This is a genomic window from Hymenobacter sp. BT559 (genome assembly GCF_016427535.1).
GTDB lineage: Bacteria > Bacteroidota > Bacteroidia > Cytophagales > Hymenobacteraceae > Hymenobacter.
Window position 1 is genome coordinate 423,087 of record NZ_JAELXV010000004.1, and the last position, 24,544, is coordinate 447,630.

Annotated in this window: 16 protein-coding genes and 1 tRNA gene; 6 read left to right on the forward strand and 11 right to left on the reverse strand. The window is 59.4% G+C overall.

Annotated features, from left to right (window positions below; genetic code table 11):
- The first annotated feature begins 71 nt into the window (after positions 1–71).
- Positions 72–602 (forward strand): MOSC domain-containing protein, encoded by a 531-nt coding sequence (locus tag JAO77_RS16245; RefSeq protein WP_198991419.1) that lies wholly within the window; start codon positions 72–74, stop codon positions 600–602.
- Positions 603–750: 148 nt separating this feature from the next.
- On the opposite strand, the gene JAO77_RS16250 is transcribed toward JAO77_RS16245, so the two are convergent.
- The 5 genes from JAO77_RS16250 to JAO77_RS16270 form a co-directional block, all read right to left on the reverse strand.
- A complete protein-coding gene (locus JAO77_RS16250; protein WP_198991420.1) occupies positions 751–2,151 on the reverse strand; it encodes an RtcB family protein in 1,401 nt (466 codons plus the stop codon).
- A gap of 194 nt (positions 2,152–2,345) precedes the next feature.
- Positions 2,346–3,656: a PcfJ domain-containing protein gene (locus JAO77_RS16255; RefSeq protein WP_198991421.1), complete on the reverse strand. Its 1,311-nt coding sequence runs from the start codon at positions 3,654–3,656 to the stop codon at positions 2,346–2,348.
- A 707-nt stretch (positions 3,657–4,363) separates the two neighbouring features.
- Positions 4,364–4,499: transfer RNA gene (locus JAO77_RS16260), tRNA-OTHER, on the reverse strand.
- A 580-nt stretch (positions 4,500–5,079) separates the two neighbouring features.
- Positions 5,080–5,928, reverse strand: coding sequence for a TIGR02452 family protein (locus tag JAO77_RS16265; RefSeq protein ID WP_198991422.1), 849 nt, complete (start codon positions 5,926–5,928; stop codon positions 5,080–5,082).
- A gap of 266 nt (positions 5,929–6,194) precedes the next feature.
- A complete protein-coding gene (locus JAO77_RS16270; protein WP_198991423.1) occupies positions 6,195–7,718 on the reverse strand; it encodes a TROVE domain-containing protein in 1,524 nt (507 codons plus the stop codon).
- A 684-nt stretch (positions 7,719–8,402) separates the two neighbouring features.
- On the opposite strand from JAO77_RS16270, the gene JAO77_RS16275 reads away from it, so the two are divergent.
- Entirely contained in the window at positions 8,403–9,413 is a 1,011-nt protein-coding gene (locus JAO77_RS16275) for a J domain-containing protein (protein WP_198991424.1), read from the forward strand.
- Between the two features lie 34 nt (positions 9,414–9,447).
- Here JAO77_RS16275 and JAO77_RS16280 read toward each other — a convergent pair whose 3' ends face one another.
- The 4 genes from JAO77_RS16280 to JAO77_RS16295 form a co-directional block, all read right to left on the reverse strand.
- Complete coding sequence (locus JAO77_RS16280; RefSeq protein ID WP_144844563.1) at positions 9,448–10,155, reverse strand: PD-(D/E)XK nuclease-like domain-containing protein; 708 nt, start codon at positions 10,153–10,155, stop codon at positions 9,448–9,450.
- Between the two features lie 162 nt (positions 10,156–10,317).
- Complete coding sequence (locus JAO77_RS16285) at positions 10,318–11,727, reverse strand: DUF4270 family protein (protein ID WP_198991425.1); 1,410 nt, start codon at positions 11,725–11,727, stop codon at positions 10,318–10,320.
- A complete protein-coding gene (locus JAO77_RS16290) occupies positions 11,711–12,805 on the reverse strand; it encodes a Kelch repeat-containing protein (RefSeq protein ID WP_198991427.1) in 1,095 nt (364 codons plus the stop codon). Before JAO77_RS16290 ends, JAO77_RS16285 begins: the two co-directional genes overlap by 17 nt.
- A 237-nt stretch (positions 12,806–13,042) precedes the next feature.
- A complete protein-coding gene (locus JAO77_RS16295) occupies positions 13,043–14,227 on the reverse strand; it encodes an ABC transporter permease (protein WP_198991428.1) in 1,185 nt (394 codons plus the stop codon).
- 102 nt (positions 14,228–14,329) lie between these two features.
- Here JAO77_RS16295 and JAO77_RS16300 point away from each other — a divergent pair, with 102 nt between their 5' ends.
- The 3 genes from JAO77_RS16300 to JAO77_RS16310 all read left to right on the forward strand — a co-directional run bounded on the left by JAO77_RS16300 (position 14,330) and on the right by JAO77_RS16310 (position 17,211).
- Complete coding sequence (locus JAO77_RS16300) at positions 14,330–15,538, forward strand: exo-beta-N-acetylmuramidase NamZ family protein (RefSeq protein ID WP_198991430.1); 1,209 nt, start codon at positions 14,330–14,332, stop codon at positions 15,536–15,538.
- A 165-nt stretch (positions 15,539–15,703) separates the two neighbouring features.
- On the forward strand, positions 15,704–16,636 hold the full coding sequence (fmt, locus tag JAO77_RS16305) for a methionyl-tRNA formyltransferase (protein ID WP_198991431.1): 933 nt from the start codon (positions 15,704–15,706) through the stop codon (positions 16,634–16,636).
- Positions 16,637–16,713: 77 nt separating this feature from the next.
- Positions 16,714–17,211 carry a dihydrofolate reductase gene (locus tag JAO77_RS16310; protein WP_198991432.1) on the forward strand — a complete coding sequence of 166 codons (498 nt, stop codon included), beginning with the start codon at positions 16,714–16,716 and terminating at the stop codon, positions 17,209–17,211.
- Positions 17,212–17,285: 74 nt separating this feature from the next.
- On the opposite strand, the gene porU2 is transcribed toward JAO77_RS16310, so the two are convergent.
- Together porU2 and JAO77_RS16320 are read right to left on the reverse strand one after the other, a co-directional pair.
- Positions 17,286–22,535 carry a putative type IX secretion system sortase PorU2 gene (porU2, locus tag JAO77_RS16315; protein WP_502213821.1) on the reverse strand — a complete coding sequence of 1,750 codons (5,250 nt, stop codon included), beginning with the start codon at positions 22,533–22,535 and terminating at the stop codon, positions 17,286–17,288.
- Positions 22,536–22,629: 94 nt separating this feature from the next.
- On the reverse strand, positions 22,630–23,787 hold the full coding sequence (locus JAO77_RS16320) for a putative type IX sorting system protein PorV2 (RefSeq protein WP_198991436.1): 1,158 nt from the start codon (positions 23,785–23,787) through the stop codon (positions 22,630–22,632).
- A 371-nt stretch (positions 23,788–24,158) separates the two neighbouring features.
- Between JAO77_RS16320 and JAO77_RS16325 the strand changes: the two genes are divergently transcribed.
- Positions 24,159–24,497: a PadR family transcriptional regulator gene (locus JAO77_RS16325; protein ID WP_144844577.1), complete on the forward strand. Its 339-nt coding sequence runs from the start codon at positions 24,159–24,161 to the stop codon at positions 24,495–24,497.
- The last annotated feature ends 47 nt before the right edge of the window (positions 24,498–24,544 follow it).

The following is a 24,544-nucleotide window of genomic DNA, read 5'->3' on the forward strand; positions in this document are numbered from 1 at the left end:
CACCTGCTAAGCTGCTTTCACCGTTACCGCTTTAGGCTGCCTTCTACTTCTTATTACTATCGAATAACTACATGGCTTTCCCGTTTTTTGGCGACGATAAGTCGACCGTGGCCCGCTTGCTCGCCACTCTGCCCCAACAAGGCCGCCTCGAATGGATAGGCCTGCGCCCCGCCCGCCGTGCCGAGCTGCTGGCCGTGCTCGAGGCCGAAGTACTCACCGACCAGCGCCTGGCCGGCGACCACGCCAGCCCCAAGCCCGGCGGCAAGCGCCAACTCACCCTCATCCAGCACGAGCACCTAGGCGCCGTGGCGGGCTACCTAGGGCTGCCCGAGCCCGTGGCACCGGGCCGCCTGCGACGCAACCTAGTAGTGAGCGGCCTCAACCTACTGGCCCTCAAGGGCCGCCAAATTCAGATTGGCGACGAGGTATTGCTCGACATTACGGGCGAGTGCCACCCCTGCTCGCGCATGGAGGAAGAACTCGGCCCCGGTGGCTACAACGCCATGCGCGGGCACGGCGGCCTCACGGCCCACATTGCGCAGGGCGGAATTATTCGGGTGGGCGATGCCGTGCGGGTAGTGACACCCGCCACGCCTACTTAGGTTCTGGTAACGTTCTAGGTACCTAGGCAGTCATAAAAAAGCCTTCACCAATAGCGAAGGCCTTTCTACTTATGAAAACACGACTCCAAAGAGCCTGCCCCATTTACGCGGCTAGCCGACTAGCTGGATTTCGAGACAGCCAGAATAATTAGGCGCCGTCCATACGCACGATTTTGGGCGTGAACGAACCTAGGACGTTCACTAGCTCGCGCTGACTGGCCATCACGGTGTGGATGTCTTTGTAAGCCATCGGGGCCTCATCGAGCCCACCACCGATGAGCTCCACGCCGTAGTCGGCGAGGTGGCGGCGCACCTCGGCTTCGCCGAGCTCGGCCTTGGCGCGGGTGCGCGACATAAGTCGCCCGGCCCCGTGCGAGGCTGAGGCCAGCGACGCCGGCACCCCGCGGCCCCGCACGATAAAGCCGGGCGCCGTCATGGAGCCGGGGATGATACCGAGCACGCCCGCGCCGGCCGGCGTGGCGCCCTTGCGGTGCGTGATGACTTCGCGGCCATCGGCTAGCGTTTCTCGCCAGGCAAAGTTGTGGTGGTTTTCCACTTTCGCTAGGGGTTTCTCGCCCAAGGCTTTGGCCAGGCGGCGATGAATTTGCTCGTGGCAGGCCGAAGCGTAGTCGCCGGCTAGGGTCATGGCGGCCCAGTACTCCTGGCCGGCCTCGGTGTCGAGGCCCAGCCACGCTAGGTACTGCGCTTCGGCGGGCAGCTTACATACATCGCGGGCCAAGCCGGTGTAATGATTCGCCACGCTGGCACCCAGGCCGCGCGAGCCCGAGTGCGAGAGCACACCCACGTACTGGCCCAAAGGCAGCCCTAGGCCGTTGGTTGGGTCGGTGATTTCGACCAGCCCAAACTCCACGAAGTGGTTGCCCGAGCCCGAGGTACCGAGCTGCTCCACGGCCGTGGCGTGCTTGTTTTTCAGAAATGGCACCGTCGCAAATTCGTCGCGGTCCAGCACATCGTGCCCTAGGCGCTGGCCGCGGTCCCAGCCGCGCCCACCGCCAAAGCGGGTATTGGCGAGCAGCACGTTGCGCAGCTCCTGGGTGCGCTGCCCTAGGTACTTGGCTGGCAGGTCGAATACCGAGAGCGCCATACGGCAGCCGATGTCCACGCCCACGGCGTAAGGAATCACCGCATTATCGGTAGCCAGCACGCCCCCGATGGGCAGGCCGTAGCCGTGGTGGGCGTCGGGCATGAGGGCGCCTGCCACTGTCACGGGCAGCTTCATAGCCACTTCCATCTGGTGGATGGCACCCTGCTCAATATGCTCGGCCCCAAAAGTGGCGTACTCCTTGCGCGGCACCAGCGCCACGTGGCGCGAGGGGGCCGGCAGCAGCGCGGCCGCCGTGTGGCTCCACGCCAGGTCGGTGAGGTAGTCTTTCGGGTTAGTCAGGATGGTTTTGAGCAGCGCCAGCTGCTCGGTTTGGGGCAGGCGCTTGTGTTCTTTGCGCTGCAATTGCGCCAGCGCCAGCCCGATAGCGCGGCCCTCGGGAAACCCGAGCTGCCGCAAGTCATTGCCACGTAGTTGTGAGGCCATGTTTTTAGTACTTAGAGGTTGGTGCTTAGTGCATAGTATGTAGCGGCTGTTACAAAGCACTACACACTAGGCACTAGGCACTATTAAAAAGCCGGAGCGACAAGCGGCTCGCGCAACGGGCCTAGGTAGGCCCGACGTGACAGGTCGGAGTAGCGCGAGCCTACGGCATCCGGCTAGCTTTTGAATTGAGTGGGCTATGCCAAGGCGTAATAGTGGTCCCACACGCGGTCAATGGCGCTGATGCCTTCCTGCATCAGCCAGCTCAGCACCCAGCCGCTTTCCTCGGCGGTGGGGGCCCGGTTGTGCTTGCCGCGCACCTGCACCAGCCGCCGCTCGGGCGACACCTGGAGCGTGAGCTTACGCGCCCCACCCAGCGTGAGCGAGTAGATGCCCGTTTGACCGCGCAGGCAGCGTTGCATAAACGACGCCACGCAATGCTGCATCTGCTGGCCTTCTTCGAGCAGCTCGGGGTAGCTCAGTAGCTGCCGGATGCGCACCCAGTCGCCCGCGCCGCCCACAAAGTCCGGCACCGGCAAGCCTACCCAGGTAGTAGCGAGTAGCTGGTTGAAGTGCGGATTGGCCCGCCCGCGGCCGAGGCTGCGCTGCCAACGGGCCGTACTGGCCAGCAGCGACGCCAGCGAGCGGCCCCGCACCGAGAAGCCGGGCTGCGGCGGCTCGGTGGGCGTGCCCTGGTAGCGGCGCAGGCGCACGTAGTCGCACACCGGCCCAAACTGCCAGGCGTCTACCTCCGGCTCGGCCCGAAAGAGCTCAAGCACGGCCAAGTACGTGTCGTCGTCGGCGCCGATGGGAAAGCGGCCCAGCGGTGAGGCCAGCACCACGCCCAGGTACTCGGGCGCCCCGCGCTCGGCCAGTTGGGCGTAGCGGTAGGCCTCGTGAAAGGTGCAGCCGGCCGGGGCCTGCTGCATGAGATGTGCTTGCCGTTTGTTGAGGCGCACCGGCAGCCCTGCGAAGCTGCGCAGCGGCTGGCCACTACCTAGGTGCACTAGCAGGGTACTTGGGCAGAGGTCGTTGCGTAGGTCGGGGGCCTGGCCCCAGCAATGGCGCACCCAGGCTGGCACATCGCCAAAGCCGTCGAAGAGGTGGCGCACCAGGCTATCAAGCTGCCGAAAGGCGTTTTTGGAAGGCGGTTGCCAGTCGTCTAGCTCGCGCCGGCGGCGGTGGTAGTGCCGGCCTACTTGCACGAGGGCCGGCGCCAGCTCGGGGCGCGCGAACAGCGCGGTGCGGCGCATGGCCAACTGGCGCAGCAAGTGCGCGATGCGCCACTGTTCATCGGCTGGGTAGCCGCCTAGGTGGCGGTGCAGCGCGGCCAGCACCGTATGCGGCTGGGCCAGGCGGTTGAGTTCGACCGTGCTTTCGGCCGAAAGCAGAAAATTGATTTGACGCGGCAGCGGCCATTTTTCCCAGGTGGGGCGCTGAGCTAGGGCCACATCGGCGGCCTGGGCCACGCGCACGCGCCAGGGAATAGGTTTGTGTCGGTTTGCCATGAATGCAGGGCCGGCGTGGCCCAGGGGCGGCCGGCTTAGGGGGGTGAGAGGAACGAGAAAAACATAGTCTGAGCGGCAGGAGCAATGTCTTTTTGCATGGTGCAGTTAAGTTTTGGCCAGCCTGATAGCTAGCGTGATACAATGAGTTAAAGGCAAAAAATGGGGCAATAAGCGAGCAGCGACTTGGCGTAGTAATTCTGCTTTCAGCCACTCAGCCACCGCGCCGCCGGGCGGCAGGCGCGGGCAGGATTCGAACCTGCGGCAGCCTAGGAGGCCACGGAATCTAGAAGTAGCGCTGCCCTACGGCACCCAATGCGATTACTAACTAAGCTGGGCAACAAGCGCAAAGCCTGCCAATACGTGCTTTGCCATTTTAAGCTATCGCTGGAAATTGTTGCTACAGCAGTCCAGCGAGCGGGATCCAAACCCGCAATCCCGTCGTCCCGAAACGAAGTAAGGCCCTGCTACGGCACCAGCTTAGGTAGTAAAACCATTTAAAAAGCAATCCAGGCAACAAGCGGTCGGCGGCATTTTCCAGGCCAAGACCTAGAAAACAGGGAGTCGAACCCCAACTCTGATTAACAGTCAGATTTCACCAAGCGAAGTAGCGCCTTCCTACGGCACTGGGTTTTGATTTTTCTTTTGGGGCAACAAGCGCCCGGCCCACAGTCCTGCTCTATCAGTTGAGCTACGGCGGCAGTCTAGGCCGCTACCGGCGGGATTCAAACCCGCAACCTGGCGAATCGCAATCGAAGTATGGCCGGGCTACGGCACCCAAATAAAAAAGGGAAACGAGGCGACAGGCGACGAGCCATCCTGCTCTAACCAACTGAGCTACAGTAGATGCCGGAGTAACTAGCGGCGGGGCTCGAACCCGCGACCCGGCGAATCGCAATCGAAGTAAGGCTCGCCTACGGCACTCGTTTTTTAGTACTAATCAGCCAACCGGCAGAAAAGCTGTTTTCACGTCAGAAAGAAGATTTTAGGTCAACACCTTTTCAAGCTGCCGGGGTAATAAGTCGCCTGCGACTACTGCTCTACCATTGAGCTACTCAGCCAATTTTTGTAAGTAGCGGCCGAGATAAGAATCGAACTTATAACCCGAAGGAACGCCCGGCTACGACACCCGGCAGCAAGAAAGAAATACAGGGCAACAGGCGGCCAGCGCACTATTTGCCGCTAGCCAGTGCCAGCGCCGGGACTCGAACCCGCGGGCACTACCGCAGCAGCACCCGAAACCGACCACGAAGTAGCGCCGACCTACGGCACCTGATTAAGAAGGAGTTGACCCTAGGTGTGGAACGGGCCGCCGGGGCAGCAAGGCCCCAGCGGTAGTCCGTTCCGGCCAGCGGCTGTCCTTAAGAGGTCAGTCGTTTGCCTAAGTTGTGTAGCATAGAAAATGCTCGTTTAGAAGGTGGTACAATTATGCTGCCAATTCTTTGTAATCAAGGGCTTCTTCAAAAGCCCGCAGCACGGCGTGCGGCGGCTTGGGGTCAAAAATGGCGAAGGTTATGCACCGAAAGCGGCCTCGAATAGCGGGGTCGGCCAGCGCCTCGGCAAAGAGCTGAGCCACCTGCGCCGGGTCGTTGGCGAAGACGCCGCAGCCCCAGGCCCCGAGTACCAGCGCCTCTACGCCGTGGCGCGCGGCGGCGGCCAGCACCAGCCGCAGCCGCTGGCGCATGGTGGGCACTAGCTGCGGCAGCAAGTGAGGCGCGTTGCGGGCCAGCGCGCCAGCATTTACAGCTGGGGCCGTGATGATGTCGAGCAGCAGCGGCCTAGGTCGCCACTGGCCGCCGTCGGTGCGCAGCACGGGCACGCCGGGCGAGTAAATGAGATGGTCGCTGTAGAGTGCCTTGCTCGTGGCCTGGCTATTATAAGCATACATCTCAGCAAATTGCGTGAGGCACGGATATAGCCCCGACGACCGGGCCAGGCTTTCCTCCTGGGCCTGGCTGCCACCTAGGAAGCCGCCGCCAGGGTTGCGGGCCGAAGCAAAATTCAGGACCCCTACCCTACCAAACTCGTTCGCCAGCTGCGCGGCGGCTTCGAGCGTAGTAGCATTCTGCACCCGCACCTCGGCCAGCGGGCCGGCGGGCCAAGTTAGCTCGCGCAGCAGGTCGGCCGCATCGGCGGGGCGGTAGAGGCGGCTACTGGCCTGGGCGGCGCGCTGGGCTTCAGCAAACTCGACGCGGCCAGTGGGGCCGGGGTAGTAGCCGTTTTCCAGGGCGGCCAGGGTTTCGCGGGCCAGTTGTTGGCGGTAGTCGCGGTTCATGTGGGGGAAGTCATTAGATATTGAAGCTTTAATCCTTATCGCATTAGGTTGTGCTCAGCATAACGAAAAAGGAGGTCAGGAAAAGCTTATAGCCGCTTAGAAATCGGGCGACAGACGCCAGGGCTACCGACCTTTCGGCCGTTTTCCGACGGGGCAAGGCTACCCCAATCGGACCGCAACGAAGTATGCCCTGACTACGGCACCGATTTCAGAGCGAGCGGTAGCGGCCGGGGGTTCCGCTTGATTGCCCGGCCGTGCAGCTTGGACTACAGCTCGATTTTCTGAATTTCGGTGAGGGCGTCGCCGCCGTTTTCGAGGGCCGCGAGCACGTCGAATACCTTGTCGGACCAGCCGGCAATGAGGGCCACGCCGTGCTCGGCGCGCACGTCGAGCGGGGTGGGGCCGTGACCAGCGAGGTCGAAGAGGTAGAGGCGAGCCTGCGGCGCCACGTTGGCGCGGTAGGCGGCCCACTCCTGGGCTACTTCCACGCCGCTGCCGCTCCAGAGCTGGCAGTCGGTGAAAATCATGACCTTATCTACCACCTCACGGCGCTGGCGCAAGTCCTGAATCACGAGGTAGCCATTGGTGGAATAACCTACTTCGCCCTCGCGGCGGTACAGCTCCTGCACGTTGCGCAGCACCTGGCCCTGGGGCAGGGCAATGCGCTTCCAAGTATTTCCGAAGATGCCCGTAACTACGTGCTGGCAACGGCTTTGCAGCAACATGGCCAGCACCAGGCCCACATCGTAGAGCAGCACTTTGCTGCGCGGCGAGATGGGTTGCTGCATCGAACCCGACACGTCGCAGGCCACCACCACGCGGGTAGTGCCGTCGAAGCCGCGCAGGTTGGCCACGCTGGCCGAGATGGCTGCTTCGAGCGCTGCTAGCACCGGGGCCGTCGCGCCGCTACCTAGGGCCAGTACCTCGCGGTAGGCGGCCAGAAAGCGAAAGGGCAGCTGCTTGGCGCGGGCTACCTGGCCGGGGTTGGCCAAGGTGGCACAAGCGTGGGCTAGCACGTCGGCGCTCACATTAGCTTCCAGCAAGTTACGCAGGTTGCGCAGTAAGGCCATGTAGCCCAGGCGGCCGCTGGTAACGAGGGTTTCCCAAGTGCGAGCCACGGCGGCCTGGCGCTCGGCAGGCGAGGCGTAATCGACTTGCCCGGCGGCCGACAGCTCGGTTTCCCAAGTATAAGGCGTGGGTAGGGTGCCGGCCACTAGTTGGTCAAATACCGCTTGCTGGCCTTCGTCCCGCGGCTTGGGGTGCACCAGGAACAAAGCATCGCGCAAGCGCACGGCTCCGTCGCGGTTGTACTTAGCCAATTGGTAGGCATCGAACTTATTGAAGGCCAGCGCCAAGCCATGCTGCACTTGTTTGGAGAGCCGCCCTAGGGTTTTGGTTCCGCTGCGGCCGTTGGCCTGGGCGTAGAAGGCCAAGAGCTCCGGGATTTCATCGGCCCGCTGCACCACCCGCGCCACTAGGCGGCTCACCAGGTTGTCGCCCCGGTGAATGCGGGCCAGCTCTACGGCCAGCACCAGCGGCACCGAGCGCAGGTAGAGCTGCTCGCGGGCATACACTGCCAAGCGGGCTACGAACTGCGACTCGTTTTTCGCCACCAGCTCGCGCAAACGGGCCAGGCGAGTGTCAGCCTTTTCGTAAAACTGGTCGCTGAGGGCGGCCGTGGCTACGGCAGCGTACAGCTCCAGAGCCGGAGTGAGTACGTAGGCAGGTGCACCTTCGTGGTTGCGAACAGGGGCAGGCGGCGCTTTGCGAAAGTTAAAGTTGAAGCGCATGGTGGGTGGAGGCAGAGATGATAAATAGGAAATTATTTAATTCCGCTGGCAATTACTTTTGAATTACAAAGGCAATACTTTTCCTTTCGAATAAAAACGCGTTTTTATTCGTTTTGTAATTACACAAAAAAGCCCAGCTTGTAATAGCCAGGCTTTTTTTATGCAACGGCGCTAGTAATTACTAGCGTTTATATCGCAAAGAAAAAGCTTGGCCGTGCCGCTTACTCCAACCGCGTAAGGGCTGGCTCGAAAGCTGCTGCAGCAGGTAACTGGGGCGGATAAAAGACATCGGGCAAAGAAGGAATAAGCGGCTAATGAACCGATTAAACACAAAAAAACCCGAGCTTAGGGGCTCGGGCAGTGGCAGTGCTAACCTAGGGTTAGCGGCAGGCACATGTACCGAGCAGCGGCAGCCTTTCTGGCTGCATCTTATCCGAATTCCGGCGGCTGAGTGTGAGGTGATACATGGCTGTGGTGGTTTAGTGTGACAAAGGTAGGCGAACAATTTTTATATATCCAACTAATTTAAAAAATTATTTCAGTTATTTTTTAAATTAGTAATTAGCACCTCCTAATTACAATTTAATAAAACAATTAATAATACATACTTAGTAAAGTGAATTACGCAATTACTCTTACTGTATAATAAGCGCTGTATTTCTACTGCCAATTACTTTTGTTGTGATGGCTGATTCTTCCCTTCCCTTACGCCGACCGCTGCCCGAACGCCTTATAGCGGCTGAGCCAGTTGGTACCCCAACCCAGCAAGCTTTTCGGCAGGCCATTGGAGCGGTAGAAGAGCTTCGCGAGCAGCTTCACAGCCTGCGGGCGTCTCAAGCGGCCACGCGCCAAGCTTATTGGCGGCAAGTGGGACCCCTGGCGGCAGCTACAGTGGTGGCGCGGCGGGCACTATATGCCCCGTTAGAAAAAGCGTTGCTGGATGGGTATCTAAGTCGGGCTGAACTGCAACAGGTAACCGATTTGCTGGTGCAAAATGCCCACAGCCTGCAAGAGCGGTTTGGTGAGGACGAAGCGGTTATCCTAGGTCGCTATGCACCGGCACCAGTTCCAACTGAGCCGCCGCTGAGAGCCGAAGCCGAAGATGGGAGTGCGTCTCCCCTGCCCGCTCATGAGCAGGCCGCGACGGCAGCGCGTGCCCAGCGGCAGCAGCGGGCGCAAGCTGCTCGTGCCGCCAAGGCCCAAGCTGCCGATACGGAAGACCAAGCACTGCTCCAAAATACCAAAACGGCCTACCGCCAATTAGCCCGCCTGCATCATCCCGACCGCGCGGCCCAGGCCGACGAGCCCACACAACGCGCTCAAACCGAACTGATGCAGCGCATCACGGCTGCGTATGCCGCTAACGACCTAGCCACCTTGCTGACCCTGTTGGCAGACGCACCGGCCACCACTTCCCCTATGGCTGAAACGGAAGCCCTGTTGCACCGCTACACCCAGGCCTTAGCCCAGCAGCAGGCGCAACTAGCAAAAGACCTAGTAGCGGCGCAACGGGCCGATACTACCGCGCCGTGGAGCGGTACCGAGAAGCAACAGCGCACCCGCCTGCGCCAGCTCAAACGAGATTTGCGGGCTGAGCTGGATTACCTAGGCTACCTTTTGCCGCAACTAGCCGACCCAGCAAGCCTGAAAGCACTGCTGCGAGAATTGACCAACCGGAGTCAGCACGCTCTTTAATCGGGTAAGCTGCTTTGCTAAACTGTAGGCCCAGCTAGAGACCTAGGGCTGCTACGGCGGCCTGCACTGCTGCGGCCCGGTAGGCAGGCGCCGTAGCAGGAGCTTGTAGTAGCTTGAGCAGGTTCATGTATTTGCGGCGGCCTTCGGCCAGCATCTCGGCCGGTACTTCGAGCGGAAAAACGCCAAAGGGCTCTACCTTCTGCACACCTACTAGCAGGAAGCGCTCGGCCCGCAGGGCATCGGTATAAAAAGCCGCCTGACGGTCATAGTCATAGGCCGAGCACTGCCAGCGGAAGTGGTCGGCATCGCGAGCCAGCGTAGTTTTAAAATCGATAACGGTATAGGGCTGGCCGGGTTGGTCGAGCACGAGGTCAGCGCGCAGCTTGCAGAGCGTGCCTGTGGTGGGCTCCGTAAAGAGGGCACTACGCTCGGTGAGGCCCTGAGCAAGCAGTTGGTTGAGTTCCGTATTCAGCTTCACGCCTTCCACCAGCCACCACACAAGGGTATCGTTGAGGCCAGGCTGCCCAGCGCGGTAGTCATCGGGCTCGAGCAAGGCCGTGTGAAAGGCCGTGCCAAAGCTCAACGCGCCCGAGCCCGAATCGGTGCGCGGGGGGCGGCCATCGAGGGCATCGCGTAGGCGCGACAAGTCAGAATTGGCAATGGCGGGCAGGGCCCGGTAGTCGTCGTAGGATACGCGTAGCAGGTCGGGGCGGTGGGCGGGGGTAGGGAGCAAGTCGGGCACGGTAGCTTAACAATAAAACCCAGCCGAAAGTACCGCCCGCCGCTCCAGTAAGCACTATTTTTTTATACACCCACGCTAAGTAGCTTGGGTATAAATACAAAACTGCCTCGGATGCTCACATCCGAGGCAGTTTCTAAGACCCTAGGGTCAGCTTAGCTAGCACTAGTTATTGCTGATGAGGTATAGCCGCAGCTGCAATTTATTATTCACGAGATTAGGTCCTCCCAGCACTACTCGCTCGGGCGTGATGGGCGAAGCAGTATTGAGAAGCAGGCCGTCATTAGTTACTGTCCCATTCAACACGTCTTTGCAATATTCAAGCACTGACCACCGGTAACCGAATTGATTAATTCCTGCTAGATTGGCTACATCAGTTCTATAATCGAACGTGACAGGAGTGCCAGTAGCAGTAACATCGCTGTCTAGCCGGGTATTCTGCACCAGGGCAATGGGTTGGTTATTCCGGTTGCTCCTGTACAAGCTCAACCTAGCTGGCGGAGCCAAATTAGCTCTAGCACCCGACGTATTATCGGGCATTTGGGCTATCATTACCGCGTTCGTAATGATAATATTTCGCCCGAAGCTACGCAGGTTAGTCAGGTACGGAATCTCAATCTTAGTTTGCAGTCCCAGCAGTCCCTGAATGTACGTTTGCTGTGTAGTGAGGGCAGCCGGAATCTGCTGGAGCGACGTGGTAAGCGTGTTCAAGCCAGCAATGGCCGAGCGGTCGGCCTCTGCCTGGTAGAAGTGCCGGCCCGTACTCAGAGCAAATGCATAGTTGAGGGCCGTGGCTGGGTCAGTCGGCTCGTGGTAGTAGAGCGTGAGGGCTGCCGTCTCACTATTGGCCGCAAACTGCACCAACGCAGCTTCGTCGGTAGCACCAGGCAGCAGCGCCAGCCCCGGGAACCGGGCGTCCAGCTGCTCCTGGCTGGTAAGCAGCCGCGCTTTGCCCGCATCCAGCAGCTCTTGGCCAAAGGCGCTCGCTAGGCGCAGGCGTAGCGTAGGGATGTTCCGGCGCGCCCGGCGCACGATTACTTGGTTAGGGTCATTTACCGACTCGGCCCGTACCCGGCCACTCATGGGCGTGAGTTTGGGCGAGGCGTAGCCGTGCTGCGTGGTAGGTGCAAACGAATTCAGCCGGTGCACATCGACGAGCGTCTGCGTCTTGGTTGTGTCGCCATAGCGGTAGGTGTTGGGCTTGAGCACTAGCACCAGCGAGTCGAACACCTGGGTTTGGCTGGGCGTGAAGTTGCTCGGCAAGCTCATCGTCACGTAGCTCTTGGCCGTGATGGTACCTAGTTGTGGGTCTTTGTAGCGCCCCACCAGCAGCAGGTTCGACCCAGAAGTAATGATAGAGTCGCGCAGTACCGTCGAGGCCCGAATAGTAAGCGTATCTACCAGATAGGCACCCGTATTGGCGTCGGCGCTAGGCAGGCCGACGCCAATGTTGCCGGGCGTGCTGGAGCAGGCCGCTGCCACTAGCAGCAGGCTCAGCCCCAGCAGTAGCCGTTGCCACCCGGTAGCCAGTGCTACCGGCGCCGAGCTAAGAGCAGACTTATTGTTGCGAAGCATTCGGGTCAAACTTCCAGAAATCGTCGAATGCCGTGGTGCCGGTGGCGCCTAGGCCTACGTAGCCCGTGTTGCCGATGCCAAATGCCACGGGTAGCGAGCGGGCCGAGCCAGTGAAGGGGTTTTTCAGCGTCCAGGTGTCGGCCGCCGGGTCGTACTGGTAGCACGACAGCGAGTTGCTACCGTTGTTACCCACGGCTACGAAGCCGATGTTGTTGACAGCGAAAGCAGCGGCCTGCGTGCGGGCTACACCACTGTAATCGTAGCTCTCGGTCGAGTTGCTGATGTTAGCCAAGCTGCGCTTCTGCGTCCAGGGCGCCGTGGTCGAGGCGGGGTCGAAAGCCCAGAATTGCGTGTCGGTCGTGTTGTTATTGGTGCCGAAGCCCACGTACATCACGTTATTGAGCGTGAAAGCCGAGGCATTTACCCGCTTGTTGCCGGGGAAGCCGATATCGGTCCACGAGTTGGTAGCGGGGTCGTACTTATACATGTCCTTCTCGTAGTTGCCGCCAAAGCCGCAGCCTACGTAGCCTACGTTGCCCACGCTGCCGGCCACAGCGCCGCGGCGGCCCGTACCGGTAGTGGTCAGCGGGAAGTCTTTGATACGCGTCCAGGTACCAGTGGTCGTGGTCGTGGTCGTGGTGCCATTCGTGGTGGTGGTCGTCACGGTCGGCGTGGCAGGGTCAAACTGCCAGAAGTCGCTTAGGTAATTGCCATTTTGGTCAAAGCCAGTGCCTACGTAGCCTTTGTTATTAGCAGCAAAAGCAGCAGCCAGGTAGCGGGCCGGCGCAGTAGCGGGCATAGGCGTTAGCTGGGTCCAGCTGCCCTTGGCGGGGTCAAACGCGTAAAAGTCTTTGAGGCGGGTGCTGCTTACGTCGTTACCCGTGCCTACGTAGGCGATGCCGTTAATCACAAAGCTTACGGCGCCGCTACGCGTTACCCCCGGAAAGGAGTTGCCAGCCGTCCAGTTACCAGTTACCGTGGTGGTAGTTTCGTCCTTTTTGCAGCTGCTCAGCCCAAGGCCGACGAGAAGGAACGCCAGGGTCAGGAAACGGCCTGCCCGCAACGAAAAGTTTTTCATGTAAAAAAAGTAATGGATTGCGCTTAAGAGTAAGCCAGCAGGCAAAGTGGTTGCGTTAGCTCGGTGTAAAAAGTAATGTTTGGGCTGACCTAAAGCCCTGCAAGGTACGGCGCAGCCTGCTTTTGCCCCAATTCTCATCGACCAACGCGAGCTTTTTGCCGAGCAGTTAGCTGCGTAAAAAGACCGGCCGGCGCGGTAACTACCCCAACGCTAACCGAGCAGTTTTCTTGCCCGCCGTTAGTCAAATCGGATGGCCACCATGGGCTTGATGCGGGCGATGAGGTAGGTAGGAATGAGCACGGCCAGGCCCGAGGCCACTAGCGTAGCTACGTTGAGCAGTATCATCATGGTAGGGTCCCAGGCGATGGGCACGCGGTCCATGTAATAGTTTTCGGGGTCGAGGGGAATGACCTTGAAATAGTATTGCAGCGCGCAAAAGCCTAGCGCTACGGCATTGCCAATGAGCAAACCACGCAGCGTGATGGCCACACCCCGGAAGAAAAACATCTCCCGAATCTGGTTATCGCTCGCCCCTAAGGCCTTCAAAATGCCTATCATCTTGGTGCGCTCCAGAATCATGATGAAAATGGTAGCGACCATATTGAAGGTGGCCACGAAGATGATGAGCACTAAGAAGATGATAACGTTACGATTGAGCAGCTGCAGCCAGTCGAAGAGCTGCGCATACTGGTCAGTTACTTTCTCCACGCGCACCTCGTAGGGTAGCTCTTCATAAAACTGGTCGAAGGTGCTATCGAGCTGCTTGAAATCGCGCAGGCGCACTTCGAGCCCGCCCACTAAGGAGTCGGGCCAGGCGTTGAGCTCCTGCACCTGGCGCAGGTCGCCGAGCACGTACACCTCGTCAAACTCGTCGAGGCCCGTCTGGTAAATGCCCGACACCCGAAACTTACGCACCCTAGGTGGCTGCTGAATGAAGTAGAACAGCGCTTCGCTGCCCACTTTCAGCCGTAGCTTATCGGCCACCTTGCGGCTCACCACAATGTCGGGGCTAGCGGCCGTGTCGGTGAAGGTGATGAACTTGCCGTCCACCATGTTCTGGCGCATTGAGTTGGGGCCGTGCTTCTCATTGATGCCTTTGAGCACCACGCCGAGCACCTCGTCGGTGGTTTTGATGATGGCCGTTTTGCGGGCGAAGGGCTGCACCGACGCCACCTGGCGATAGGCACCTAGGCGCTGGCGCAGGTCGGGCTCAGAGAGCGGAGCTACTTCGAGCGAGTTAGTATTGTCGTAGCGCGAGAGCTGAATGTGCGCGCCAAACGAGAAGATTTTACCCTGAATTTGCTCGCGGAAGCCTTGCAGGATGGAGAATGACACCAGCATCACGGCAATGCCCAGGGCTATGCTCACCGTGGCAATGCGGGTGACCGAATGGGTGAAGGAGCCGACGTCGGCCCCGTCCATTTTGCTTGATATGTAGCGGGCAATGTTCACTAGCGGGCGTAAAGCTACGGCTGGGCTGGCGCACGGCGGCGGCTAGCCGCCGAACACGTGTAGTTTTGGCGTATGATACTACGCATTTTGGCCGGCGCCAGCTTCCTAGGTGCCCTCGGTTTAGGAATGTTCACCCAAAGTGCTGTGCCGCCAGCGCCCCAGCCTGCGGCAGCACCGACCTTGCAAGTAGGCGCCGCCCAGCTGCCCGCTTATCTACCTTGGCTGCAAGGCAAGCGGGTGGGGCTAGTTGTGAATCAAACCTCGCTGGTGGGGCGCACGCACTTAGCCGACACGCTCAAGAGCCGAGGCGTAAACCTAACGGCCATTTTTGCGCCCGAGCACGGCTTTCGTGGGGAGGCGGCTGATGGGGCCACCATCGCCGATGGGCGCGACGCCCGCACGGGCGTTATGGTGCGCTCGCTGTACGGCAAGACCAAGAAGCCGACTCCTGAAATGCTAGCCGACGTAGATGTATTGGTATTCGACATCCAAGACGTAGGCACGCGCTTCTACACCTTCATTAGCACACTGCACTACGTAATGGAGGCCGCCGCCGAGCAGGGCAAGACTGTGGTGGTGCTCGACCGACCTAACCCCAACGGCGCAGTGATTGATGGCCCGGTACTTGAGCCCAAGCATCGCTCGTTTGTGGGTCTCGACCCACTGCCCGTTTGCCACGGCCTCACGGTAGCCGAGTTAGCCAAGATGCTCAATGGCGAAAAATGGCTGGCCGGCGGCCGCCAGTGCGCCCTCAAGGTGGTGCCGATGGCCGGGCGCTACACCCATACCCTACCCTACGCCCTGCCCGTGCGCCCCTCGCCCAACCTGCCTACGGCCCGCGCTGTGGCGCTGTACTCGAGCATTTGTTTTTTTGAAGGCACCAACGTGAGCGTAGGCCGCGGCACCGAGCGGCCGTTTGAGGTAGTTGGCAGCCCCACGCAGCCCACTAGCCGGCCCTACCAGTTTACGCCCCGCCCCAATGCGGGCTCCCCTACCCCGCCCCTCAACGGCCAACTGTGCTACGGCCTCAACCTGCACCAGCCCGCCCCCGGCGAGCCAGCGGAGTTTTTTACGCTTAAGTACTTGCTCGATTTTTACCGACAGAGCACCGACAAGGAGCATTTCTTTACCAAATACTTTGAGCAGCTGGCAGGCACCGACTCACTGCGGGCGCAAATCATAGCGGGGCGCTCGGAGGCTAGCATCCGGGCGAGCTGGCAGCCGGCCCTAAGTCGCTACAAAGCGCTGCGCAAAAAGTACCTGCTATACCCCGAACGATAAAGTAAGCAAGCTGCATCTGAGCTATATATAGGAGAAGGAAAGGTGCAACACCCCCTTTAGCGCGACGCAGGCCTGGCCTGCACCTAGGCTGCATTGGGGGCGGGCGGGTTACTTTCGCGCCGCGCTCAGGCGGCCTAGGTCGCTGGTTGGCGCCTTCAGTTCATTATGCCTACTCCGCTCCGCCTCATTTTTATGGGCACGCCCGATTTTGCCGTGCCCACCCTCGAAACCCTGCTTGCGCTGCCCGAGGCGCAGGTGGTGGCCGTCGTCACGGGCCCCGACCGGCCCGCCGGGCGCGGGCGGCAGCTGCAAGCCTCGGCCGTGAAGCAGGCGGCCTTGGCCCACGGCCTGCCCGTACTGCAGCCTACTAATCTGAAAGACCCCGGCTTCCAGGAAGAGCTACGCAGCTATGCCGCCGACTTGCAAGTGGTGGTGGCTTTTCGGATGCTGCCCGAGGCCGTGTGGAATATGCCCCGCCTGGGTTCAGTCAATATCCACGGCTCGCTGCTGCCGCAGTACCGCGGCGCGGCCCCCATCAACTGGGCCCTGATGCACGGCGACCAGGAAACGGGCGTCACGAGCTTCTTCTTGCGCCACGAAATCGACACTGGCGACCTGATTATGCAGGAGAAGCTGGCCATTACGCCCGACGATGACTTTGGGTCGGTGTACGATAAGCTGAAGGTCCTAGGTGCCCAGCTGGCGGCCCGCACGGTGGCAGCCATTGCGGCCGGCGCGGCACCCAGCACGCCCCAGCCTACCTCGCCCGATGGCCTGCGCCCAGCCCCCAAGCTCACGAAGGAAACTGGCCGGCTCGACTTTGCGCGCTCAGCCACTGAGTTGGTGCACCACGTGCGGGGCCTCAGCCCCGCGCCCGCGGCCTATACCACCCTGCCTGATGGCCGCGGCCTGAAAGTATTTCGGGCGCAGGCTGTGCCGGGCGAGGCCGCTGCACCCGGCACCTGGGCTACCGATGGTCGCCAGTACCTGCGCGTGGCTACCGCCAGCGGTTGGCTCGACCTATTAGAAGTGCAGCTCGAAGGCAAAAAACGTATGAGCGTGGTCGAGTTCCTACGCGGCACCCGGCTAGAGTTTTAGGCCCTAATGGGCACGTACTCGCGGCGCGCCAACCGGGGCACCTAGGCACGCTTTTTACATTATTAGCAATTATTTATATGGTTTCTCTTATTGTGGCCGCCGCCGAAAACGGTGTTATAGGCCGCCAGGGCCAGTTGCCCTGGCACCTACCCGCCGACCTCAAGCACTTCAAGGACCTTACTCTAGGCCACCCCATCGTGATGGGCCGGCGCACATTCGATAGCATCGGGCGGCCCCTGCCGGGCCGCACCAACATTGTGCTCACGAGCCACCCCGGCTGGTCGGCACCAGCGGGAGTGCTCGTGGCGCACTCGCTGCCCGAGGCACTAGCCCTGGCTGCCACTCAGCCGGGGGGCGATGAAATCTGCGTTATTGGCGGGGGCGAAATCTACCGACAGGCCCTACCCGGCGCTGCGGTGGTGCACCTCACTGAGGTGCATACGACTGTGGCCGATGGCGACACATTTTTCCCAGCCCTTTCGCCCACCGAGTGGCGCGAAGAAACCCGCCAGCGCCACCTCGCCGATGACCGCCACGCCGTAGCCTACAGCTTCGTGACACTGCGGCGGCGCTAACAAACCGGACACTAAAAAAGGCCCGTCTATCGTAATAGACGGGCCTTTTTTAGTGTCCGGTTTTTAATTTGAATTTATCGCAATAGCACGAGTTTGCCCCAGTCTTTCTGGAAAGCTTTGTCGCCGGCAGTAGCACGCTGGCTAAATTGCCCGCTGGGGTCGTTGAGCGAGACGCGGTAGAGGTAGGTGCCATTAGCCAGCCGGTCGCCATACTGGTCGGTACCGTCCCAGGCGTAGTCCGTGATGTTATTGCCGATGTGCAGCGGCCCCAGCTCGCTCATAAAGATTTCGCGTACTACTCGGCCCGTGAGCGTCATAATCTGAATTTTCATGTCGCGGGGCAGCTCCTGGCCCGTCACCGTAAATACGAAGCGGGCCGTGCTCGTGACCGGGTTAGGATAAGGAAACACGTTGGTGATGGTAGATTCCTTCACAACCTCAAACCGAATCTGGTAGGTCTGGGTACCAGCGGCATTGCCCGAGCGGTCGCGGCCCTGCACTTGCAGCGTGTAGATGCCGTTTTCAAGCGGCGTCGTTTTGCCCGGCTGAAAGTCGAGGCGCGCCACCGAGCCAGCCTGTGAGGTCGAGTCAATGGTGAACTGAATCTCCGAATTACCTAGGGTATTTATCAGCATAGGAGTCGTCTGGCCGGGCTTCTGAAGCAGCACCGTAAAAGCCGACGCATCCTTGATGTGCCGCAGCTTGTCTTCGTCCTTGAGCTGAATGCTAACTACTGGCATCGGCGATACTATGTCGCCGTTGAGCAGGTGACGGCCATCCACGGCCACATCGAGCGTGGGCGGCACGTTGCCATCGCCAATAGTGTAGGGCGCCAGTGTGAGGGTATTGTTGAAAAAATACAGCTCGGACTGACGGTTGGTTACCGGGTTCACCGTTACGACTGGCGTGAGGGTTCCGAATATCCCAACTACATCCAAGCTCACTTGCACTGTCATGCTTTCTCCGGCTTTAAGAATGCTAGGCGCCGTGAAAGTGGCCGACTTTACTGAAACGCCGCTGGCATTGAGCAAGTCGATGCGCGTGACGAGCGGAGACCCGAAGTCGATGCCGCCAATATTCTGGAACACCACGGGGAAGGCAATTTTTCCATTATTTGCAGCCTGACCAGCCAACGTTGCCGGGTCGTAGCTGGCACTGGCTACCAAGTCACGTCGCACCGTACCCTCGGGCAATCCCTTGTAGGCCACGAGCCACTGCCGCAATTGTGGCGGCACCCGGTTTACCGAGTCGCGCAGCGTTACTTCGAGCTGCAAGTAAGGATATTTAGAGGCCTGTACCGACGTCAGGCTATACGACTTAGTTTTGACGTCGGGTGCCAGTTCAGCCGTCGCATTGTTGGCATCAACGCCCAGCACGCGCAGGGTGTAATCTGAGGTAGTATTTTCGCGCTTGATAACGTTGAAAAGCGTTTGCCATTCCTGCGCCGGGCCAATGCGCGTGCTCAGCACCCTACCAGCCTGGCCGGGGGCACGCACCGTATCTACGAAGTTCACTAGCTGGTTGTAACCGGGCTGAGCTAGGGTGCGGTCGGGGCCTTGCTCGCGCACCAACTGGCCGCCGGCTGCCAGCTTCTTGGCTAGCAGCGCCCAGGGCTCGCCGTTGCGCAACTGGCCGCTGGCAGCGAGCTGGCTGCCCAATTGCTTGGTAAGCGCCGCGCGCACACTGGCCGGGAAGGCCGCATAGCGCAGGCGGTTCATACTAATGAGGGCCACGTAGGCGCCTTCGGGCACATTGTTGAGGAACGTCACGAGCTGCTGCTGGCGCGCCGCACTGTTGTTCAGGTTATCGAGAGTGTCGCCGCTGGTGCTGCCAAAATGGTAGAACTGCTGGTCGCCTAGGCCGCAAGTGCTGTATGGCCCACCGGGCACTGCCACGCGTTTGAGCGTGCGGCCATCCAGGGCTACTAGCAGCAGATTGGGCGAACTGGTGCCGCAGTCGCCTAGGTAAGGCGGCACCGTCACATCGGTGCGAATGCCATAGCCGTTACCAATATTGAAGGTACTGCCCGCCCCGGCGGCGCCCCCGCCTACCGTGAAGAGTGTTACCGTCTGGAGCTGGTCGGCAAAGCGCCAGCGCCCTGTGGGTGCAGCCACAGCCACCGCTTGAAGTTGGTCGCGCTGAAACTGCGCATGGTGGCTTTGTGACCAACCACCCGCCACGGCACTTGAAATAACCCGGAAAGACGATTGCTGCCAATTAGGGTCTTCGCCCGCTGCGGGCTGGCTAAAGCGCACCCGCCAGTACCACACCACGGAGTCGGGGCGTGCCCCAACCAGTGTCGGCGGCTGCCAGCTTACTACGGCTGCCCCTGAGAGGTTGAGAGTCTGCTTAAGTGCGCCGCTGTTGAAAGTAGCCACGGTATCGACCTGAAAATCGTAGCCCCGCGCCACCGCTGCGGCATCGTTGTTTTGCGCCACAAGCTGGGGTCGGCTAGTGCCCACAATCGCAAATTCGGTGGGCGTCACCAGCGTTATCCCGCCTTTCAGGAAGGAGTAGGTGATAGTGGCTGCATTATTTGTTTCGTCGAGCTCAGCTACTTTATTGGCATAGTCCAGCTCTACCTTGAAGGTGTTATCGCCGTACACGTCGCCCGTGTTACCTAGGGTAATAACATAGGTCGTATCGCGAGCCCACGCCTGCTTGAAGGTTTGGGTAATCACTTCGGCTGCCCGGCCCCCACTATATGTACGAGTTACCCTAATTTCCACGGGGTCGGTGGTGATACGCGCGGGATTGCTTACACCAACTCGCAGCACGAAGGGCGCAGTAGGCGTGATAGCGGTAGCCCCAGCGGCCGGCGCCAGCGACAAGGTTGCGTTGCTGGCAATAAAGTCGGGCTTGGCCGGCGCGTACAGGCGCAGGGCCGGGTCGCCCTGCCAGGTAGTACTCAGCAGCTGCTCTTGGCCAACTACCGACTGGAAGGCGGGTTTGGTCTGCATTTGGCGCACCACTTCGTTGTATACCTGCGCTACAGGCTGACCAAACCATGTGGCATTATTAAACAGCAGCTCATACATCTTATCCTGCACGGGGTCGAGCAAGTAGGCATAGGAGTCGCACGCCTGAGCCAGCATACCAATCGAACCCTTTTGGGGGGCTAATAGCCAGTTGACGCCAAAAATTTGCGTATTAAAGGCAAAATCGCCGGCAATGCAGCCATTGTACATCATGATTGGGTAACGCCCTACATTTTGATAGCCGTTAGCATCGTCATTGATGTTGCCAATATCTAGGTTGAAGTAGTTGAGGGCGCCGTGGCCGAAATAAGTAATGGCCGCTAATCCCGCATTAAGCTCCGTCGAAATATTGAGCGGGACAACAAATTGATTCGTTGTGTTTTTACGAAATGTTGTAACCTTCCCTCCCAGTAAAGGGCGCGGTACCCGGCGAGCATAGCCATTGAGATAGCCCTCAAACTCCCGGAACTCATCGTTGGTAGCGCCGCCCACCAGGTGCACCACATTCTTGCGCCAGGTTTGGGGGTCGGTCGGGCTGTAGGTCGTTAGCTTTTCTTCGTGCTGCTGCAGCTTGGCTAGGTAGTTCATTACTTCCTGCGGGGTGGTAGCTGGCACGCGCCCGGTAGGCATGCGCGCCACGAAGTTATTGTTAGGCCAGTCGCTCGATAGGAAGTTATCGGAGGTCGAGGCCGTTGAGGTAGGCACTAAGTCGACACCCTGCTCACCCAATATGCGGCTTGTGTAAGCTGCCACAATGCCGCCACCTTCTAGGATGTAATCTTGGCCTGGCTGTGTACCTGGACCTAGGCCCTTACCCAATAGGAGTAAATACTTGGCTTGGACAGCTGGTGACGAGCCTACTAGCCAGAGCGCAAAATGACGCAGGGCCATCACTGACCGTTCGCCATAGTGAAACTGGTCATAAAGCTGCGGGGCCGTTACCATTAGAGTATCGTAGCGGCCACCAGCCCCCGAGGCCCGATAGTTGGCATAGGCACGAGCGGCGTTGGACACGCTACCAGCGGCTCGCATCAACTGCGGGTGAGTGATGATAACAAAATTGGGTTTGGCGGGGTCTATTGCCCGGAAGGTGACACGCCGCGCTGCTGTAGGCACCAGCCACACATTGGTATCGGTCAACAGCAAACGGTGCGTACTCTGCTCCGAAGCTCCCGGAAACACAAAGCGTCGAGCAGTGCCTCCCATCGTTTGGGCAGCCGTAGAGGACACACGCTGCACATTCCAAGGGTCTTGCACGTCGTAGCCCACTACCGTCGCGGGCACATTAGCTAGCTCGTATGTGGCAGGGCCAGCCAGCAGCGAATCATTCTGGAACCACACGCTGCGGCGGTCGTCAAACCACACACTCTGTTGCGGCGCCGTTACTTTCAGGTAAGCATAGCGCCAGACATCGTAAGGCGCCGCTACGCGTGGATCGAGCGAAATGCACTGCACCGCAACGGTGCCATTGCTAATCTCTTCGGGTTGAATAACGTATCCGCCGCGAACTGGATTATAGTTTTGAAATTGGAGAACCCCTAATTCCCTTTGCGCGCCGGTTGGAGGCGTCACCCGTACGCTGACTGTATGCTGGCCAGCAGGGCCGCCCTTACCGCTAGAAACACTACCACCTACTAGGCAGACTTCGGCTTTGATAGCCGGGGCCCCACCCTGCGTAGAAATGGCTCTTAGTAGGCTATCGGTGCGCACCGACTCGTTGTTTGTTGTACCTGAGAAAAACCCCTCGCTGCTTTCTAGCCACGGCATGTGAGCAGTGCCTTCAGTGGGGCCTTGTACATAGCCCCTTACCACTAGCTTCAGCGACGTTTGCAGGCGCCAGGCATGAGGTGTGCCCCCGGCCACTGCGGGCTGCGTCATGCGCTTGCCAGTCCGACTGCCCCAAGTAATAAAATAGGCCGCTGTATCGGTGTAAAAGCTATAGTATTGGTGGGCTTGGTCGCCTGGGTTTTTATAGAACTCGCGGTCTAGCTTACCATCATTGCGCTGGCCGTAGAACTCTAGGTAGCTTGTGGCATCGAGCGTAGCTTGGTTACCGCCTTGATACATAGCCACCTCTTTACCCCGCCGCCAGAGCTGAAACTGCGTGGGGGCCACGCCCGCCGCATTGAGGCTACGTAAATAGTTGTAGTCGAGACGATAAATACCATCGCGCCACACTTTTAGTTTGTAGTAAGGCTGGCCAGCTACTATCCATTCGTTGCCGTAGGGCCCTGATTGGGCGTATGCGCTCAAGCTCAGCAACACGCCTAGCAAGACGAGTAAGCCTCTGCCCACGCCCCGTAGTATAGTGGTAATTTGCCAACCAGCGGTGTACTGTTGTGTCATCGCTTAATTAGAATAAGCCGGCCTGCGCCAGCGGTATAGAAATAATAGGTTTCAGCTAATTTGGTAGCTCCTGGCCGCCCTAGGTGCCCGGCGCTTAGTTGCTGGTGCGCAAGCCGCCGGCCCGGCTCCCAAACCCATAGCCGAGGCTTACTATCAATGAGTTAACACTGGCTGAATTATCAAGCGTCAGCCGCGACAGTGCCAAGTCAACGCGCAGGCCGCTCAAGGCCACGCCGGCACCCAGGCTATATTGCCCCTTCCACTCATCATGGTAGGTAGCCGGCGTACCCGCGGGCACGGCATCCATCATCTTTATTTGCTGATAGTTGCCAACGCCGCCCCGCAAGAAAACCAGGTTGCGGTAGCCTATTTCCACTCCTGCTCGTGGGTCAATACTTACGCGGCTGGCGGCAAGGAGCGTTCCGCGGTTGCCATCGGTGGTAGTTTCGAGGTCGGTGGCTACCAAGGCTGTAAACTGGGCCGGCAGCTTGAACTGATACCCAACGCCTATTACCAACCTAGGCAGCGTCAGCTCAGTAGAGTTGGTCGGAATAATTTCGCCAGGAACAGTAGTGGCCTTAAAGTTCTCGGCGTTGATGCTCCAAGCATTGAAGGTTGTTGTAATGTCGCGGGCCGTTAGGCCCAGGCGCCATCCTCCGCGATTGTACTGCACGCCAGCATCTATCCCAAAGCCGTAGGCGTTAGCATAGGAGCCAATGTTACGATAAATCAGCTTGGCGTTAGCCCCTACACTCAGGCCTTCAGGCCCTAGCTTACGGGCGTAGCTCAGCAGCAAGGCATAGTCGGCTACCGAGAAATATTTGATTCTATCGTACTGAATTTGACCATACTCATTGATAAGGGCCCGGGTGTCGGCAATGTTATCGACGCCCGAGCGCAGCAACGTGGCCCCCACCACGGTTTTATCATCGAGGGGCATGGCAAAAGCGGCGTAGTCATTTTTCACGACCCCCGAAAACAATTCGGAATGCATGAGCACTCCGTCGTAGCGGGCCTGCAGATTGGTGAGGGCAGCGGGATTCCAGTAGCCTGCCGTGGCATCAGTGGCTAGGCTTACTTGCACTTTACCCATACCTAGGGAGCGTGCCCCTGCGCCTAGGTTTAGAAACTCATTACTGTACTTAGGGGCGCTGGTTTGGGCATGAGCGCCCACCACGGCGGCCAGGGCTAGCCCTAAGCCTAGGCTCCACTTCGTGCACCACGACCGAATAGCAGGGGTAGATGTTAGCATAGCAGATATAAAGACGAAGAAAATTGTCACGCCAACGCAAGTTACTGCCAGATAGTGCGAGTAGCTACCTGTCTTATTCTGGTTCGCCAGCGGCAACTCCTCTTAATCTGCTCGCATTCCAAGCATTAGCTCGTCAGTTAGCGATGCAGGAGCTAGCTGGGCGGTAGCCAGCTAGTATTTTCTTGAACTTTTCTAATTACAGGGTAAGGTTTGCCCTCATTTTGAAACCTCTTGGTGGCCTAGTCTTAAAAATATTTTTTTGAGCTCCTTCCTATGCCGCAACAAAAAATTTTTACACCGAGTATTATGCAATACAAAGTACCTGTACTACATTTGTACTGTTCCTCACCTACTACTAGCCCATACCGCCCATGAAACTAGAGAACACCCAGGTGCAGATGCGCAAAGGCATCCTCGAATTCTGCATTCTGGAGATTATCGGCCGCGGGGAGGCCTACGCCAGCGATATGCTGGAGGAGCTCACCCAAGCCCGCATGATAGTGGTGGAGGGCACGCTTTACCCGCTGCTCACGCGCCTCAAGAATGCCGCCCTACTCGACTACGTCTGGAAGGAATCGACCTCCGGCCCACCGCGCAAGTACTACACGCTCACCGACTCGGGCCGCCAGTTTTTGGAAGAACTGCGCCAGACCTGGGAAGAAATGGCCCTCTCGGTCGGCATTATTCGCCAGCCCCGTCGCCCCGCTTAATCACCCTGCATTTCCGCCCCTCTTTCAGCCTAAAACTGCCGCGCTTC